We start from the raw sequence: 15,857 nt of genomic DNA on the forward strand, positions 1-15,857 counted from the left end.
AATGTCTGATCTCTCCATTGGCACGGGAACGACGCCAAAGGCGCGCAGCAAGCGACGCTTGAACTGGGCGATGCCCGTGGCCGTCAGGCTGGCACTATCCTGGATTTGCCTGATGCTGCTCGTCGGTATCTTCGCAAACTATCTCACGGCCCACGATTTTGCGGCACTCGATCTTCGCCATCGGTTGGAGCCGCCCATCGGCTTTGGTGGTAGTCCCGCCCATCTGCTGGGTTCTGATGAACTCGGCCGCGATGTCCTGGCACGTCTCGTCATCTCGATCCGGATGAGTCTTCTGATCGCTTTCGGCGCAACGCTTATCGGGGCTGTACTCGGAACCACGCTTGGTTTTCTTGCGGCGCATTTTCGCGGGTGGGTGGAGCAAGCTGTTCTGGCCTGCGTTGATTTCCAGGCGAGCATGCCCTTCCTCATCCTCGCGCTGGCAGTGCTTGCGTTTTTTGGCAATTCGCTGCCGCTCTTCGTCGCCCTCCTTGGCCTGCACGGATGGGAGCGTTATGCCCGTATTACCCGTGCGTTGACGATCAGTGCCGGTGCGCAGGGTTATGTCACTGCGGTGCGTCAACTCGGCGCCAGTCCATGGCGCCTCTATTTGCGCCATGTGTTGCCGAATATCGCCTCAACGCTCATCGTGACAATGACGATGGCCTTCCCCGACATCATCTTGCTGGAAAGCGGTCTGAGTTTCCTCGGCCTTGGCGTGCAGCCGCCTCTTACCTCGCTCGGCAATATGGTCGGCTACGGCCGCGACTATCTGACCCGTGCGCCCTGGATCCTGGTCGCGCCGGCGGTAGTCATCTCCATGACGACACTTTCTATTTCGCTGGTCGGCGACTGGTTGCGCGACCGGCTCGACAAGACAATCTCGTGAGAAAAATCTATGACCCATTCGACCGATTCCCGACGCGTTATGCTCGTTAGCTTCGATGGCCTTCGCGCCGATCTTATCCGTCCGGACACAACACCGAATCTCGTCAAGCTGCAGCGCCAGGGCGTGACGCTCGCGCGGCACCGAACCGTCTATCCGAGCGAAACCAGGGCGGCGATGCCGAGTCTTGTGACCGGGACTTGGCCAGGGCTTCACGGCATGGTCGGCAATGCCTATCTCGACCGCTCAACCCTGCCATCGCTTTACGCTGATACGTCAGATGACAGGCTGATCGAACAACTGGATCAGGCGAGCGGGGGAACGTTGTTCGGTGCGACATCGCTCGGAGAAGTCCTTGCGGCCAATGGCCGGACGCTTGCGGTCCTGGCCTCCAACTCCGCCGGCACGACGCGGCTGTTCAATCACAAGGCGCGTGCACTCGGCCATCTGACCGTTTCAGGGCACTATCCTTCCGTGTGGTCTCCGGAGACGCTTCAGGAGGATTTCGAACGCCGCTTTGGGCGGATGCCACCCGTGCCACCGCAAGGCACGCCCGACTTGCAGGCTCAGACCTTCTTGACATCGGCTTTGCTTGAAGCCGTCTGGAAGGAGACCGCGCCCGACGTTGCGATCCTCTCGTTTGGCGAACCGGACATTTCCTCTCATTATTGCGGCACAGCGGAGGAAAGAACACTGCAGGCGCTCGCCTGGACAGACCGGGAGTTTGGACGAGTGCTGGATTGGTTCGAGAGCGAGGGAAGGGCACAAGGAGTGCACCTCGTCGCCGTCTCGGATCACGGTCACGTCAGTGTCCATCAGCGTGCGGACGTGCACGAGGTGCTGAAAAGCGCCGGTTTTCGCAGTGCATGGGCGCCTGCGCGTGATGTGGATGCGTTGGTTGTCCCCGGTCAGGTGGGAGCGATCTATCTCGCCAATCCGTCGGAGGAGAACATCCGTCGGGTTGTGGCGGCGATGACCGAATCTCCCTGGTGTGGTTCAATCTTCACGACCGGCCGTAGTGAAGTAGAGGGTATTGCACCGGGTAGCTTTGCGCGCAGCCTTGTCAACATGGAACACGCGCGCGTGGCTGATATCCTGTTTTCCTATAGGGCCGATGACGAGATTGATCCTTTTGGTCTTATCGGTCGCACCTGGAGTAGTGATGGGCCGATTGGGCTTGGCGTTCATGGCGGGCTCCATCCAAAGGAAATGCAAGCCGTCTGCATTCTGGCGGGCGAGGCTTTCAAATCCGACGCGGTTTCCGATACGCCGTCCGGTATTTGTGATGTTGCACCAACAATTCTCGAGTTGATCGGCCTTGTTCGACCCGAAGAGATGCAGGGGCGTGTGCTGGACGAGGCATTCTCGTCGTCACAAACCGCTGAGCTAATCGCGTTCAAGGAGACCATCCGAGAAGCAGGAACTCGCGGATACAGGCAGTTTTTGCGCCATCTGCATGTCCGCGGCACGACATACGTCGATTCAGGATGGGTTGAAGCTAAAGGTATGATTTGACGCGCTTCTGACGGTTGATGGCCAGTCCGGCTGCGGGTTTCGGTAATTCCCGTGTGTGGACACCTCCGGGAATGCAAGTAAATTCTTTCGCTTTGGCAATGAGCATGCGACGGTGCGGCCTACGTTGACGCCTTTGGCGCGAGAGGCAGATTGTGCGATCGCGACCCTTGCCACAGAGATTGAGGACCCTCTGGAACTTCTCGCACCCCAAGTCGTGAAGATAGCTCTGGCGATCCATCCGGGTGAGACAATCGGGCGAGCCCTGTGCTTTAGCCGTGCTGCAATTCCTGCGGGCACCGGCAAACACTATCACCATGTTGGCATGTATACCTATCGGCGGGAGGCTCTTGCCCGGTATGTCCACCTACCACGCGGCATACTGGAACAGCGGGAGAGCCTGGAGCAGCTCCGCGCCATCGAAGCTGGCATGCGGATCGATGCAGCGGTTATTCAGACCGAACCGTTGGGCGTCGATACGTTGGCTGACTTGGATCGGGCACGAACCCTTCTTGCTCGATAGTCGTGATCGATGGCGCTGATGAGTTTTGACAAGCTCTGCTAAGTTTTTTGCGACAAGTCGGGCAAAGTTAGCTCACCAGTTGCTATTCGACCTATCGTCTTAATGAGGAGCTTGTATTACGCGACGCTCGACGGCCACTATATCGTCTGAAGGCTTCACAGGAATTTCATCCATGACGCGATCAAAGGTTTGGGCGCCGCGCTCTATTGATCGGTAAGGCCTGGATGCTTGGTTGTTGTGAGATTGGAATTGGCGAGGGTTACCGGCTCTGGGGATGAGCTTGTGCGCCTAGCCGGGCTTGGTATCCGCAAGAGCGCAACTCAGACTGAAGTCTGTCGAGAAAACATTGTTCCCCCTTTTCCGGATGTCTCCCACGATCATCCCGTCGACCCCAGCCGTGCGACCGCCCTTATTGGAGGCACGCGATGCCAAGCATGACGCAACCTGCGCGAGTCTGTCGGCCAGCCCCACAGTGTCCCGCCACCGATCGTCGGGTTTCGCCTTACTCCACTGATACAGTTGGCGCTGAACGTCGAGTACCGTATACACAAATTATGTGTGGGATTCGCCGGGTGTGGCCGCTTGCAATTCCTGATCCGGTATATCGTCGAATGACGAATAATTGAGATTGTACAGCTTGGCGTAAAGCTTGCCATTTGCCATCAGCTGGTCGTGGTTTCCCATCTCGATCAACTGCCCGTTCTGCAGCACGATAATACGATCAGCCTCGCGGATGGTCGCGAGACGGTGGGCGATGACCAGCCCCGTGCGGTTTTCCAGCAGCTTGACGAGTGCCTTTTGGATCAGCATCTCGGTATAGCTGTCGATGTTGGCCGTGGCCTCATCGAGAACGAGGATTTTTGCATCTGCTACCAGCGCCCTGGCAAAGCTGATGAGCTGCCGCTGACCGAGAGAGAGGTTTCCGCCGCGTTCACCAAGTTCGGTATCGTAGCCCTCGCTCAACGTCATAATGAAATCATGTGCACCGACGGCCTTTGCCGCTTCGACGACATCCTCGAAAGTCGCCTCGCTCTTGTGATAGCGAATGTTCTCGAAGACGGAGCCGGTGAACAGGAACGGTTCCTGCAGGACCATCGCGATCTGCTGGCCAAGGGAATCCTGCGTGAGTTCGCGCACATCATGGCCGCCAACCAGCACCTGACCGTGCTGGGTGTCGTAGAAACGGTGGACCAGTGCCATGGCGCTTGATTTCCCAGACCCTGTCGGCCCAACCAGAGCTACGGTCTCGCCTGGCTTGACCTTGAAGCTGATGTTCTTAAGCACAGGATGTTTTGGATCATAGCCGAAAACGACATCGCGGAATTCCACCGATCCGTCCATGTCAGCAGTCAGGCTCCTTGCGTTCGGTGCATCCGTGATATCGACTGGTACATCCAGCACTTCGGTCAGGCGCTGACCCGAGGCCATGGCACGCTGCATAACCGAATATTGCAAGGTCAACGAACGGATCGGGTCGAAGAAGCGCTGAATATAGAAGAGGAATGCGACCATAACGCCGACGTCCAGCTCTTGATTGAGCACCCGTGATCCGCCGACGACGATGACGAGGGCCATGGCGACGCCGGTAAGTGAATCGACGATGGGCACCATGACCTGTGCATATTTTGCCGCTGTCAAATGCGCCTTCAAATTGGCATGGGCCTTGTCATCATAAAGTGTGAAATTGATGCTTTGGCGGTCCATGCTCTGCACTGCGCGCACGCCATGGATGGCTTCAGCCAAGGCGCCGTTGGTCACCGAATTGGTCTCGTGCGCTGCCACGAACGCTACACGCGCCCGCGGGAGCCAATAAATGCGAACGATGAACAACACAGGAAGCACGGCCAGGGTCATAAGGCCCAGCCGGAAATCGAGATATAGCATCACGCCGACAATGCCGAAGAGCAGCGTGATATCGCCGACCGACAAGACGGATGTCTCGAGGAACTCCTGCATCGAATTCACATCGCCCTGCAGCCGCGACATCAGCCGGCCAACTTCGGTCTTGTCCATGAAGGACAGCGAGACCCGTTGCAGGTGCGAGAACATGGCACGGCGGATGTCGAAGAGCACGTCTTCTGCAACGCGGCCGACGATCGTTTCCTGCACGTAGCTGGCAGCGAAATTGATGAGGATGGCAATCGCAAAGGCTATGATAGAGTGGAGGAGCACAGCATTATTGGCGCCATCGGTCGCAATGCCGTGATCGATGGCATAGCGAATGATCAGCGGGATCATCAATTGCGTAGCCGTGAATGTCAGAACCGCAAAGACCGCGATGAGCATTTGCGCCTTGTAGGGTCTGACGAAGGTCCAGATACGCCCGACGATGTTGCCATCGAATACCTTGCCGAACATTTCCTCTTCGATGCGGTGCGATCCAACGACCGCGCGGGGAGGGCGACGGCCATCTTCGCGTACGTCATTGCGTTCGGTTTCAATCTCCTCGGTCATGCCTGTACGTCCTTCTTCACCGCCACAGGAACGGTGTCACCCGGCCGAACCTGCAGATCGTAGAGGGCTCTGTAGCGTCCACCTGCCGCGAGCAGGTTTTCGTGGGTGCCGCGTTCAACGATCTGACCGTCCTCGACAAAAAGGATCTGGTCGGCATGCATCAGTGAACTCAGGCGATGCGCGATGACGATGGTGACGCGATCCTTGGCATAGCGGCGCATGGCTATACGGATGCGCTGCTCGGTGCCGGCGTCGATCGCTGCGGTGGAGTCATCGAACACCATAACAGCGGGCCTGAGCATGAGCGTCCGTGCGATCGAAAGCCGCTGCCGTTGGCCGCCGGATAGCGACACGCCGCGCTCGCCAACGACGGTGTCGTAACCCATCGGCAGGCCCAGCACATAATTGTGCAGCTGCGCCGATTCGCTCGCACGTTCGATGCGTGGCTCCTTTGCCCAAGGATCACCATAGGCAATGTTGTTCTCGATCGTCGTGGTGAAGAGGAAGGCGTCCTGCTGCACCACAGCGACGGCCTGGCGCAGCGAACGCAGCGTCGCGTCGCGGATATCCTGACCGTCGATGGTTATCCGGCCGTTGGTTACATCATAAAAACGCGGAATGAGGTGGGCAATGGTGGATTTACCGCTCCCGGGTGGTCCGACGATGCCGATGGTCTCGCCGCGCCGGGCTTCGAAGCTCAGATGCTGCAGCACCGGACGGCCCGCCACCTGCGGATAGGCGAAACCCACATCTTCAAAGCGCAGCAAGCCTTCGGAGATCTTTAGGTCCTTGGCGTCCGGTGCATCCTTGACGGCAATGTCGAGATCAAGCAGGGCGAAAAGCCGCGTTCCGCAGGTAGAGGCGCGGGCATAGGAATTGACCATAAGGCCGAGCTGGCGCACCGGCATCTGCAAGATAGTCATGAATGTGAGGAACGATGTAAGCGTACCAACTGTAATTTCACCAGCAATCACCTTGCTGCCGCCGACCCAGAGCACCAGGCCCATGGCGGCGAAAAAGGAGAGCGTCATCGCGCTGGTGTTGGTTACGCGAATGCCGACACGTTTATGCGCGAGTTCAAGTGCGCTATGCGAGGCTTTATCGAACTTCAACAGCTCATAGGTTTGAGAGGCGAAAGCACGCACGACGCGGATACCGCTGAGATTTTCCTCCATCACCCGGGTCAGCACAGAAAGCCGTTCTTGCAGTTCCAGCCAGGTGGCGCGCAGCCGCAACTGCGTCACTGAAGACCGCCAGGCGACAAAGGGCACGAAGCTTAGGGCCACCAGACCTAGCACCAGGTCGGTGGACAAAAGCATATAAGCGCCGAGGCCAATCAGCATGGTGAGCAGAATCGTGCGCACCAGAGCCGTCGAGAAATACATGCGAACGCCCTCAAGGTCGAGCATGCCGATGGTGATGAGATCGCCGGAATGGACGCTGTCGTGGAAGCTGAAGCTGAGCTGCTGGATCTTTTCGTAGCAGGCAAGACGCAGCTCATAGCCCATATGGTGGCCGACCGCCTCGCTGTAATAGTTCTGTATCATTGTGAAAAGGCCGCGCAGGATGCTGACGGCCAAAAGGATGAGCGCCGTCATCAGCAGCGCAGTTTCGGCAATCTTGCCAGCTGCACCGCCCGCCATGGCCGTTTGCGTCTGATCGACGGCATGGCCGAGCAACTGCGGGATCATCAGTTGCAAGCTGGCGGCGATTAAGGTGGCGCCGATGGCAAATGTTGTCTGCCAGGGATGACGAAGTGTCATGTGGGTAATTCGCACCAGGGTGAAGAGACCTCGACCCCAGCCTGCTGCATTCACGTGCGCCAACGAATCGGAATGATTCGCCGCACGCTTTAACGCATCGCTGCTCACGGTATTTTCCAGACCAACTGATTGTGCAAACATTGGCCGCAGATCAGGGCCGTTGTGCAAGGTGTATGATTACGGATGAAACTTCGCCGATTCCTGGTCCTAATTCAAGGGAAACGCTAACCTGTAGACAATAAAAACCTGCCTCTTTCAGAACATACTGCTGCGAACCCTTTCGAAGGCATTATTAATCTCGCCAAGCATATTGTCCGTTTTCGAGCACTACATAAATGCCGCGCTTGTGAACGTCCTGCACGTTGAAAATGGGCAAAACGACCAGAGCGGGTTCCGTTGCAAATTTTCGGGCCTTGTCGCAAACAATTCTGCGGCCTGCAATTCAATGGGGCTTTCGGGCCAATCTTGGCTTGCCGAGCCTCGTTAGTCTCGGTAGGGAACGCCACTCCAGGGTTGGCTGAGCATTTATATAAAATGTACGCCTGTGGTCCGCTGCTCCTGTGGTTCACAGCACGGAAAGAAACTCAGAAGTTTTCTTTCGTCATTCCAGGGTGAAGTTTTTCGCGGCCTGAATTTGGGTGATTTATTTCTGAGGTTGGTCAGAATTTTAGCACGGCTTTCTTTGACGATGAGCCCAATACGGGAAAATCTGGGTGCCTCTGACACGAGGCGTTCATCCCATCGCGATTGAGCGCTTTCACCCTTACGGAGGCGATTTCTCAAAATGGGTTATGCACTCAGTCTGCTCGACAAGAGCCCGATTTTTGACGGCGAAACAGCGAGTGTTGCGTTAAAACGCACGGTGGCACTCGCCAAACGGGCCGAGAAATGGGGTTTTCACCGGTTCTGGGTTGCCGAGCACCACGATACATCAGGCGTTGCGAGTTCGTCACCTGAGGTGTTGATCGCTTTTCTGGCGGCAAATACATCACGCATCCGTATTGGTTCCGGCGGGGTGATGCTGCAACACTATAGCCCCTACAAAGTCGCGGAAAATTTCAATGTCCTGGCAGCTCTTGCCCCTGACCGGATTGATCTCGGTGTCGGGAAGGCACCTGGCGGCTTGCCATTTTCGACCCGTGCGCTGCAAGGACTGCTCGCCCGCCCTGAAAAGCTGGATTTTGGCGCCCAGCTCGCCCAGCTCAGTGCATTTCTCGACGATACCCTGTCATCGGTTCATCCGCTAGCAGGCGTGAAGGCTACCCCGGTGCCTGCTGTTTCGGCCCAGCGTTTCCTGCTTGGAGCGAGTGTCGACAGTGGTGAACTTGCCGCAGCGCAGGGATGGTCCTTCGTGTTCGCCAGCCATCTCAACGGGGACGAAGACGTCTTGAGGCAGACATTGGATGCCTACAGGCAGAAAGCGCCTGACGGCAGACCAATTCTTGCTGTCGGTGTGGTGGCCGCGGAAACGGACGCTGAGGCAGAACGGCTTGCGGGCGATCTTGAGCATTTCAAGGTTCATGTGAATGGTGGGCAGAGCGTGACGGTTGGCAGTGTCGAGCAGGCCAAGGAATATGCCCGGCAGTCCGGAACGCGCGATTACCGCATTGAGAAGAAAATTCCCAACGTCATTCGCGGTTCTGCACGCAAGGTCATCGCTGACCTTGAACACCTGCACGAGCGCTACGGCATCAGTGAATTCATCATCGACACACCTATCAACGATGCGGCGCGACGTCTCGCGTCGATCGAACTTCTGGCGCAGGCCCAATATGCGGTCGCCGCGTAACTTGGAGAAATCAGATGAGTAAAAAATCTGTTCGGTTCGGGGTGATGCTGCAAGGCCCCGGCGGCCATATGAACTCATGGAAGCATCCGAGCTCGCCGCCGGATGCGAGCGTCAACTTCAACTTCTATGTCGAACAGGCCAAAAAGGCTGAAGCTGCCGGCATTGCCTTCGCCTTCATTGCGGATGGGCTCTATATAAATGAAAAGTCCATTCCACATTTTCTCAACCGTTTCGAACCCATCGCGATCCTGTCGGCGCTCGCCGCCACGACATCGAAACTCGGCCTGGTCGGCACGTTGTCTACTTCCTACAGCGATCCGTTCACTGTCGCACGGCAGTTCGGATCGATCGACAAGATCAGCAACGGACGCGCCGGGTGGAATGCCGTGACATCTCCGCTCGAAGGATCAGGCAAGAACTACGGTCGCGATCATCCCGACCATGCCCTTCGCTACGAGATTGCGGAAGAGCATCTTGACGTGGTCAAGGGCCTTTGGGACTCATGGGACGACGATGCCTTTATTCGCGACCGCGCCACCGGTCAATTCTTCGACAAGTCCAAACTGCACAAGCTGAACCACCATGGCCGGTTCTTCAATTCAGAAGGACCGCTCAACATTGGCCGCTCGCCGCAGGGCCAGCCGGTGGTTTTCCAGGCTGGATCCTCGGATGATGGCATTGATCTGGCCGGCAAGCACGCCGATGTGGTCTTCACCAATCTTGTGCCGATTGAGGACGCACAGATCTTCTACCGCCGCATCAAGGAAAGCGTGAACGCGCATGGCCGCAACCCCGATGAAGTCCTGATTTTCCCGGGCATCTCGCCTATCGTTGGCGCAACGGAAGAAGACGCCGATGCGAAATACCGCGAAATCCGCGATCTGGTTACAATCGACGAGGCGCTGGCTTATCTGGGGCGTTTCTTCGATCATCATGATTTCAGTGCCTATCCGCTCGACGCGCCGTTTCCGGAACTCGGCGACATAGGCAAGAACAATTTCCGCTCCACCACCGATCGCATAAAACGTGACGCGAAGGCGAAGGGGCAGACCTTGCGTGAGGTGGCGCTTGAGGTCACGACACCCCGCAATTCCTTCACCGGCACGCCGGAAAAGATCGCCGAGGAACTGATCCGCTGGATCGACAATGACGCTGCGGATGGCTTCATCCTCGGTTTCCAGATTCTCGCGGCAGGGCTCGACGAGTTCGTGCGTGACGTGCTGCCCATTCTCGAAAGCCGCGGCTACCACCGTTCTGTCCTGCCGGGAGCGACCTTGCGCGAAAATCTCGGACTTCCGTTCCGGGAAAGCCGCTATGCCGGAAAGAGCGCATTGGGCATCAATTCACTTGCAGAACAGGTGACTGTCTAGCGATGACGCATCATCCGGACAAGGTGGCGGCGGGCCTTTATCGATTTCTCGACGAGGCGATCGCACTTCGACGCGACCTTCATGTCCACCCTGAGCTCGGCTACGATGAACATCGCACCAGCCAGATCGTCGCCGACAAGCTCAGCTCCTGGGGATATGACGTTGCCACTGGGATTGGCGGTACTGGCGTGGTTGGTACGTTGCGCAACGGTGACGGTTCAAAACGCCTTGGCATTCGCGCGGATATGGATGCACTGCCGATCACTGAAACGACCGGCCTTTCCTATGCCAGCAGCACCCCGGGCCAGATGCACGCCTGCGGTCATGACGGCCATACAACCATCCTTTTGAACAGCGCCCGCTATCTCGCCGACACGCGAGATTTCACCGGCACTCTCAACCTCATCTTCCAGCCGGCGGAAGAGGGAGGCGCTGGTGCTCTCCGCATGATACGGGATGGCCTGTTTGAGCGTTTCCCCTGCGACGCCGTGTTTGGCCTGCACAACTGGCCGGGCGTAGCAACGGGGCAATTCGGTTTCATTGCAGGTCCCGCCATGGCATCGGTTGACAAGGTGACGATCCGTATCGTGGGGAAGGGCGGTCACGGAGCGCGTCCGCAGGAAACGGTCGATCCGGTTGTCGCCAGCGCTTCCCTGATCATGGCGTTGCAGAGCATCGTCGCACGCAACATCGACCCTTTGGACGCGGCGGTGATTACTGTCGGTACAATCCATGCGGGCATCGCGCCGAACGTCATTCCCAATAGTGTCGAACTCGAGCTGACGGTCCGGACCTTTCGCGAAGAAGTGCGTGAAAAGATCAAACACCGCATCACGAACCTGTCCAAGGCACAGGCTGAGAGCTATGGAGCGACCGCCGAAATCGACTATCCGAGAGGCTATCCGGTGCTTGTCAACCACTCTGACGAGACGGAATTCGCACGTCAGGTCGCCGTCACCCACTTTGGCGAAGAGAGAGTTGAGAGCAATTTCCGGCCGATTTCCGCAAGCGAGGATTTCGCCTTCATGCTGGAAGAGTTGCCTGGCAGCTACCTCTTCATAGGCAATGGCGACAGCGCGCCACTGCACAGCCCGCGTTATGACTTCAATGACGAGATCATCGCCCCGGCGTCCCGCTACTGGGTCAAGCTGGCAGAAGAATATCTTGCCAAGAATCCATCCTGAATTGTGAAAGGAAACGAGACAATCATGACTGATGTTTTCGTCTACACCATTCCCCATGACGAAAGGGCACGCCCCCTTATCGAGGCGTTGGTTGAAGAATACGAAAGCCGTTACGGCAACTACTTCGGCGAACCGGCACGCAATGAACTGAGCCGTTATCCAGCCGAATATTTTGCGCCGCCACACGGTTCATTCCTCCTGCTGTTGCGTGACGGATTGACCATCGGCGGCGGCGCGTTCAAGCGCTATGATGAGCGAACAGCCGAACTGAAGCGCATCTGGACCCATGCTGATTTGCGCCAGCAGGGACTCGCACGGAAGGTTGTCTATGAGCTGGAGGCGCAGGCAGCACGCCAAGGATATTCGCGCATTTATCTGACCACCGGATTCAGGCAGCCGGAGGCGACCCAGCTCTATCTGCGTTCGGGGTATACCGCGCTCTTTGACGTCGATGTTGATCCGGAAGTCTATGGCCATCTGGCCTTCGAAAAAGACATCAGTAACCTTGCAGCCCAAACGTCATCGCAGGCCGGAGAAGCCGGTAAGCTTTCAACACATGCGGCTTGAATGGAGCAAAATACCGCAATCCTGACGCCAAACACGCCATGGGATTTAATACTCAAGAAGCAGCAATTTTTGCAACAATGCTTCCGATAAACCCCATGATACGCAGCATCTATCTTTGACTGTTTCTTCTAAACACTACTAAATCAGTCGAGTAAAATTATACCCGGAAAGTATCAGGCCAATCCGGGATAGCTCGATGACACGTATTGCGAAGAGGATCCAACAACATGGCGATTGCGACAGATTATTCCGATGCTCATTCTCTGCCGCAATCTTCCAGCGGAAGTGAGGATTACACGCACTACAGGATTGTCAAGGCAAAGTACCCTGCGCGTTTCTTCGGAACACTTTTTGCAGCATTCGTCGCTTTCGTCACCTTGCAGTCTATACTCACTAACCCGAAGTGGGGCTGGGGCGTTTTTGCCGAGTGGTTTTTTGCTGCGCCCGTCTTGGCTGGCCTCGCCCGAACCCTTCTTCTGACCGCCTTGGCGACGGTGCTTGGCTTCGCGCTTGGCACGGCTCTGGCTCTGGCCCGGGTTTCGAAATCGCCACTGCTGGGCGGGCTTTCCTGGGCCTATATCTGGCTGCTTCGCTCCATCCCACTCATCGTCCTGCTATTAATACTCAATAACCTCGGCTACCTTTACGCGACCGTCCGGATCGGTGTTCCCTACACGGATATTCTCTTCGCCGAATATCCGACGATATCGATCTTGAGCCCCTTTGCGGCAGCCCTGATAGGACTCAGCCTTAACCAGGCCGCCTTCTCTTCGGAAATCATCCGGGGTGGGATCCTGTCGGTCGACCCGGGTCAACTCGAGGCAGCGGCGGCTCTCGGTCTCCCACGCAGGCGGCAGGCCTTCCGGATCGTCCTTCCTCAGGCGATGCGCACCATCTTGCCGACAGGGTTCAACGAGATCATCAGTCTGGCCAAGGGCACGTCCATGGTCTACGTGCTCGCCCTGCCGGAACTCTTCTATACGGTGCAAGTGATCTATCGCCGTAACCTTGAAGTTGTGCCGTTGCTCATGGTCGCGACCGTCTGGTACCTGATCATCATGACGGTCCTTTCCGTCGGGCAATATTATATCGAGCGATATTTTGCCAAAGGCGCGCTGCGCAATGCGCCGGTCTCGCTGTTTGGCCCTACGCTGCGCCGTCTGTTCGGTGCACCGATCCTGGCGCGGCCGCAAATCGCGCCTCCGTCTCTGGTCAATTCGCACGGCCAGCTTCCGCCACTACCGAAGACCGGCACGCAAAGGGAGACATTCGGGCAATGGCGCGCACCGGGATCGGTGAAAATCCACGGCGTGTCAAAAAGCTTTGGACAATTGAAGGTTCTGGACAATATCCGTCTCGATATCAAAGCCGGAAGTGTCACGGCAATTCTCGGTCCATCAGGCTCGGGCAAATCCACCCTCCTGCGTACGATCAACCATCTTGAGCGGGTGGATGATGGTTTTATCACTGTCGACGGTGAGCTGGTCGGATACCGCAAGAGTGGCAGGACACTTTATGAGCTGAAGGAGAAAGACATCCTGAAGCGCCGCGCCGAAGTCGGGATGGTGTTCCAGAGTTTCAATCTCTTTCCTCATCTGACTGTGCTTGAGAATATCATAGAAGCGCCGGTTTCGCTGAAGCGGCTGAGCCGTCCTGAAGCCATCAACCTTGCACGCGACCTGCTTGCCCGTGTCGGCCTCGGCGACAAGATCAACACCTATCCCCGGCAGCTTTCCGGCGGCCAGCAACAGCGTGTTGCCATTGCACGAGCGCTCGCGCTTCGTCCCAAAGTACTGTTGTTTGACGAGCCGACATCGGCACTCGATCCCGAGCTCGTCGGCGAGGTTCTGGATGTCATCAAGGAGCTCGCGCGCTCCGGCACGACACTGATCATAGTGACACATGAAATCGGTTTTGCCCGCGAAGTTGCCGACACTGTCATCTTCATGGATGCCGGGAAGATCATTGAAACAGGCTCACCCGATCAGATCCTGAACCGTCCCGCAAACACCCGGACTGCCGAGTTTCTGGCCAAAGTTCTCTGAGCAAGGGAGCTGCGCCTTGAGCTCCCATACGAATTCCAGCCGCACGAATACCTACAGATTCTTTCCGGCTTCGTCGAACCTATTGCGCCGGAACTTGGCTGGAAACGACCACCAGACGTCAACCCAACACCCAATACTTTTGAAAAGGGGCCAAGCATGACAAAGAGAATAGCACTGATATCGGCAATCGCCGGCGGTTTAATTGCCGCCACTGCGGGGCTGGGATACACGGCAAGCGATGATTTCGACCTAAGTCCTCAGCAAAAGGATCGTGTCCGGGCGGAGAAAAGCGAAAAGGCGATCGAGGCCGTTTCGAAAGACTTCAAGTTTATCAGCGATGGCAAGCTCACCATTGGTCTGAACCCGGGGAATCCTCCACTCAGCACCTATGCAACAGATGCGACGACGGTGGTTGGATATGATGTCGATCTCGCACAACTGGTCGCAGATAGCCTCGGGCGCGAACTTGTTCTCGTTCCAGTCGCCTGGGCCGATTGGCCGCTTGGCTTGCAATCCGGGAAGTTCGATGCCGTCATTTCCAATGTGACGGTCACCGAGCAGCGCAAGGAGAAATTCGATTTCTCAACCTATCGCAAGGACGAGCTCGGCTTCTACGTCAAAGCCGATGGCCCCATCAAGTCGATCAAGGAGCCAAAGGATATCGCCGGTCTAAAAGTGATCACGGATCCGGGCACAAACCAAGAGAAAATCCTGCTTGCCTGGGACAAGCAGAATGTCGGCAATGGCTTGAAGCCGATCGAGGTGCAATATTACGATGACGAGGCGGTCAAATACCTCGCTATTGAATCTGGACGTGCCGATGCAGTTTTCAGCGTAAATGCGACCCAGGCCTACAAAGCGAAGATCAATGGCAGGACCAGGCTCGTCGGCACGGTGAGCGGCGGCTGGCCGATCACGGCGGAGGTTGCCGTGACAACGCGGAAGGGAAGCGGTGCCGCCGACGGCATTACCGAAGCGCTCAATGAACTCATCGCCAACGGGAAATATAAGCAGGTTCTCGACCGCTGGAATCTCGGTTCCGAGGCAATTGACAAGGCTGCAACCAACCCTCCCGGACTGCCGAACAGCTGATTTTCGTTTGCTCGGGAGAAGCCGCGCCCAAGATTTGGACGCGGCTTTTCATATTAAGAACAGTGTGCTGCGGCACCTGAAGCGAGGCTTTATTCGTATCTGATTTTGGGGCCGGACCTGGCCGACGACCAGTCCTTTAGGAAACCGACGAGATGCAGAGAATGAAGCTCATGCCGGAGGCCCGCCCGGTCGACAGGGTGGGTTTCGATGGCAAGATTGCTGCCATGGTAGAGAAGTCCATCAAAAACGTAGATGGTCTCGCTCGCATTGGCATTCATAGCAATGATGTAGAAAGCGCCGTACCGGTCGGATATGAAGTGATAGAATTTGGCTCCTGGGTCGGATCATAGCGGGCGTTGAGATCGCCGATCGCCTCGGCGTGGCCGCCCGCCGGAAAATACTGGCCGTCGGAGGATGACGTTGTTTGATCGCCCCACAAGCTTGCCAGAGGCAATTGCCTCTGGGCGTTGACAAGAGTGCGCGACCGGGAACCTTTCTTGCGAATATGCCAGTCGTGCGAAGGAAGCTGATATATTATATACCGGTGAAACGTCCGCCATTCTGGTGAGAACGAGAGTTGATGCCGTTTGCCAGGATGTCGGTAAGGAGCGCAAGATTGTTGTCGGTCAGTAATGGCCATGCAGCTTGTGAAGGTTACACAAGCGCATCATTGGG

Annotated in this window: 13 protein-coding genes; 9 read left to right on the forward strand and 4 right to left on the reverse strand. The window is 56.9% G+C overall.

Annotation, left to right across the window (positions count from 1 at the left end; translation table 11 throughout):
• Window position 1: 1 nt before the first annotated feature.
• The 3 genes from LB462_RS14130 (at window position 2) to LB462_RS14140 (ending at window position 2,918) form a co-directional block, all read left to right on the forward strand.
• The gene (locus LB462_RS14130; RefSeq protein ID WP_224508900.1) at window positions 2-886 is read left to right on the forward strand and encodes an ABC transporter permease; all 885 of its coding nucleotides are present in this window, start codon (window positions 2-4) and stop codon (window positions 884-886) included.
• A gap of 9 nt (window positions 887-895) precedes the next feature.
• Window positions 896-2,398 (forward strand): alkaline phosphatase family protein, encoded by a 1,503-nt coding sequence (locus LB462_RS14135; protein WP_224508902.1) that lies wholly within the window; start codon window positions 896-898, stop codon window positions 2,396-2,398.
• Window positions 2,399-2,510: 112 nt separating this feature from the next.
• A complete protein-coding gene (locus tag LB462_RS14140; protein WP_370637160.1) occupies window positions 2,511-2,918 on the forward strand; it encodes a cytidylyltransferase domain-containing protein in 408 nt (135 codons plus the stop codon).
• A gap of 552 nt (window positions 2,919-3,470) precedes the next feature.
• Here the strand turns inward: LB462_RS14140 and LB462_RS14145 are convergent.
• Together LB462_RS14145 and LB462_RS14150 are read right to left on the reverse strand one after the other, a co-directional pair.
• Window positions 3,471-5,372, reverse strand: coding sequence for an ABC transporter ATP-binding protein (locus LB462_RS14145; protein WP_224508904.1), 1,902 nt, complete (start codon window positions 5,370-5,372; stop codon window positions 3,471-3,473).
• Window positions 5,369-7,243: an ABC transporter ATP-binding protein gene (locus LB462_RS14150; RefSeq protein WP_370637162.1), complete on the reverse strand. Its 1,875-nt coding sequence runs from the start codon at window positions 7,241-7,243 to the stop codon at window positions 5,369-5,371. Before LB462_RS14150 ends, LB462_RS14145 begins: the two co-directional genes overlap by 4 nt.
• Before the next feature lie 676 nt (window positions 7,244-7,919).
• On the opposite strand from LB462_RS14150, the gene LB462_RS14155 reads away from it, so the two are divergent.
• From LB462_RS14155 to LB462_RS14185, 6 genes are all read left to right on the forward strand, one after another.
• A complete protein-coding gene (locus tag LB462_RS14155; protein ID WP_224508907.1) occupies window positions 7,920-8,924 on the forward strand; it encodes an LLM class flavin-dependent oxidoreductase in 1,005 nt (334 codons plus the stop codon).
• 14 nt (window positions 8,925-8,938) lie between these two features.
• Window positions 8,939-10,294 carry an LLM class flavin-dependent oxidoreductase gene (locus LB462_RS14160; RefSeq protein ID WP_224508910.1) on the forward strand — a complete coding sequence of 452 codons (1,356 nt, stop codon included), beginning with the start codon at window positions 8,939-8,941 and terminating at the stop codon, window positions 10,292-10,294.
• Window positions 10,295-10,296: 2 nt separating this feature from the next.
• Window positions 10,297-11,478 carry a M20 aminoacylase family protein gene (locus tag LB462_RS14165; protein WP_224508912.1) on the forward strand — a complete coding sequence of 394 codons (1,182 nt, stop codon included), beginning with the start codon at window positions 10,297-10,299 and terminating at the stop codon, window positions 11,476-11,478.
• 24 nt (window positions 11,479-11,502) lie between these two features.
• Window positions 11,503-12,045, forward strand: a complete 543-nt coding sequence (locus LB462_RS14170; RefSeq protein WP_224508914.1) for a GNAT family N-acetyltransferase — start codon at window positions 11,503-11,505, stop codon at window positions 12,043-12,045.
• Between the two features lie 227 nt (window positions 12,046-12,272).
• Window positions 12,273-14,090 (forward strand): amino acid ABC transporter permease/ATP-binding protein, encoded by a 1,818-nt coding sequence (locus tag LB462_RS31330; protein ID WP_304610446.1) that lies wholly within the window; start codon window positions 12,273-12,275, stop codon window positions 14,088-14,090.
• A 156-nt stretch (window positions 14,091-14,246) separates the two neighbouring features.
• Complete coding sequence (locus LB462_RS14185) at window positions 14,247-15,182, forward strand: ABC transporter substrate-binding protein (RefSeq protein ID WP_224508916.1); 936 nt, start codon at window positions 14,247-14,249, stop codon at window positions 15,180-15,182.
• 89 nt (window positions 15,183-15,271) lie between these two features.
• Here the strand turns inward: LB462_RS14185 and LB462_RS31760 are convergent, their stop codons facing one another.
• Together LB462_RS31760 and LB462_RS14190 are read right to left on the reverse strand one after the other, a co-directional pair.
• A complete protein-coding gene (locus tag LB462_RS31760; protein ID WP_444358703.1) occupies window positions 15,272-15,496 on the reverse strand; it encodes a Tn3 family transposase in 225 nt (74 codons plus the stop codon).
• On the reverse strand, window positions 15,457-15,822 hold the full coding sequence (locus LB462_RS14190) for a Tn3 family transposase (RefSeq protein WP_255626584.1): 366 nt from the start codon (window positions 15,820-15,822) through the stop codon (window positions 15,457-15,459). Before LB462_RS14190 ends, LB462_RS31760 begins: the two co-directional genes overlap by 40 nt.
• Window positions 15,823-15,857 lie beyond the last annotated feature (35 nt).

Origin of the sequence: Phyllobacterium chamaecytisi, assembly GCF_020164455.1 — a bacterium.
Classification (GTDB): Bacteria; Pseudomonadota; Alphaproteobacteria; order Rhizobiales; family Rhizobiaceae; genus Phyllobacterium; species Phyllobacterium chamaecytisi.

Coding starts and splice junctions, on each gene's coding strand:
- LB462_RS14130 (WP_224508900.1), top strand. CDS start 2: ATGTCTGATCTCTCCATTGGCACGGGAACGACGCCAAAGGCGCGCAGC.
- LB462_RS14135 (WP_224508902.1), top strand. CDS start 896: ATGACCCATTCGACCGATTCCCGACGCGTTATGCTCGTTAGCTTCGAT.
- LB462_RS14145 (WP_224508904.1), bottom strand. CDS start 5,372: ATGACCGAGGAGATTGAAACCGAACGCAATGACGTACGCGAAGATGGC.
- LB462_RS14155 (WP_224508907.1), top strand. CDS start 7,920: ATGGGTTATGCACTCAGTCTGCTCGACAAGAGCCCGATTTTTGACGGC.
- LB462_RS14160 (WP_224508910.1), top strand. CDS start 8,939: ATGAGTAAAAAATCTGTTCGGTTCGGGGTGATGCTGCAAGGCCCCGGC.
- LB462_RS14165 (WP_224508912.1), top strand. CDS start 10,297: ATGACGCATCATCCGGACAAGGTGGCGGCGGGCCTTTATCGATTTCTC.
- LB462_RS14170 (WP_224508914.1), top strand. CDS start 11,503: ATGACTGATGTTTTCGTCTACACCATTCCCCATGACGAAAGGGCACGC.
- LB462_RS31330 (WP_304610446.1), top strand. CDS start 12,273: ATGGCGATTGCGACAGATTATTCCGATGCTCATTCTCTGCCGCAATCT.
- LB462_RS14185 (WP_224508916.1), top strand. CDS start 14,247: ATGACAAAGAGAATAGCACTGATATCGGCAATCGCCGGCGGTTTAATT.
- LB462_RS14190 (WP_255626584.1), bottom strand. CDS start 15,822: ATGGCCATTACTGACCGACAACAATCTTGCGCTCCTTACCGACATCCT.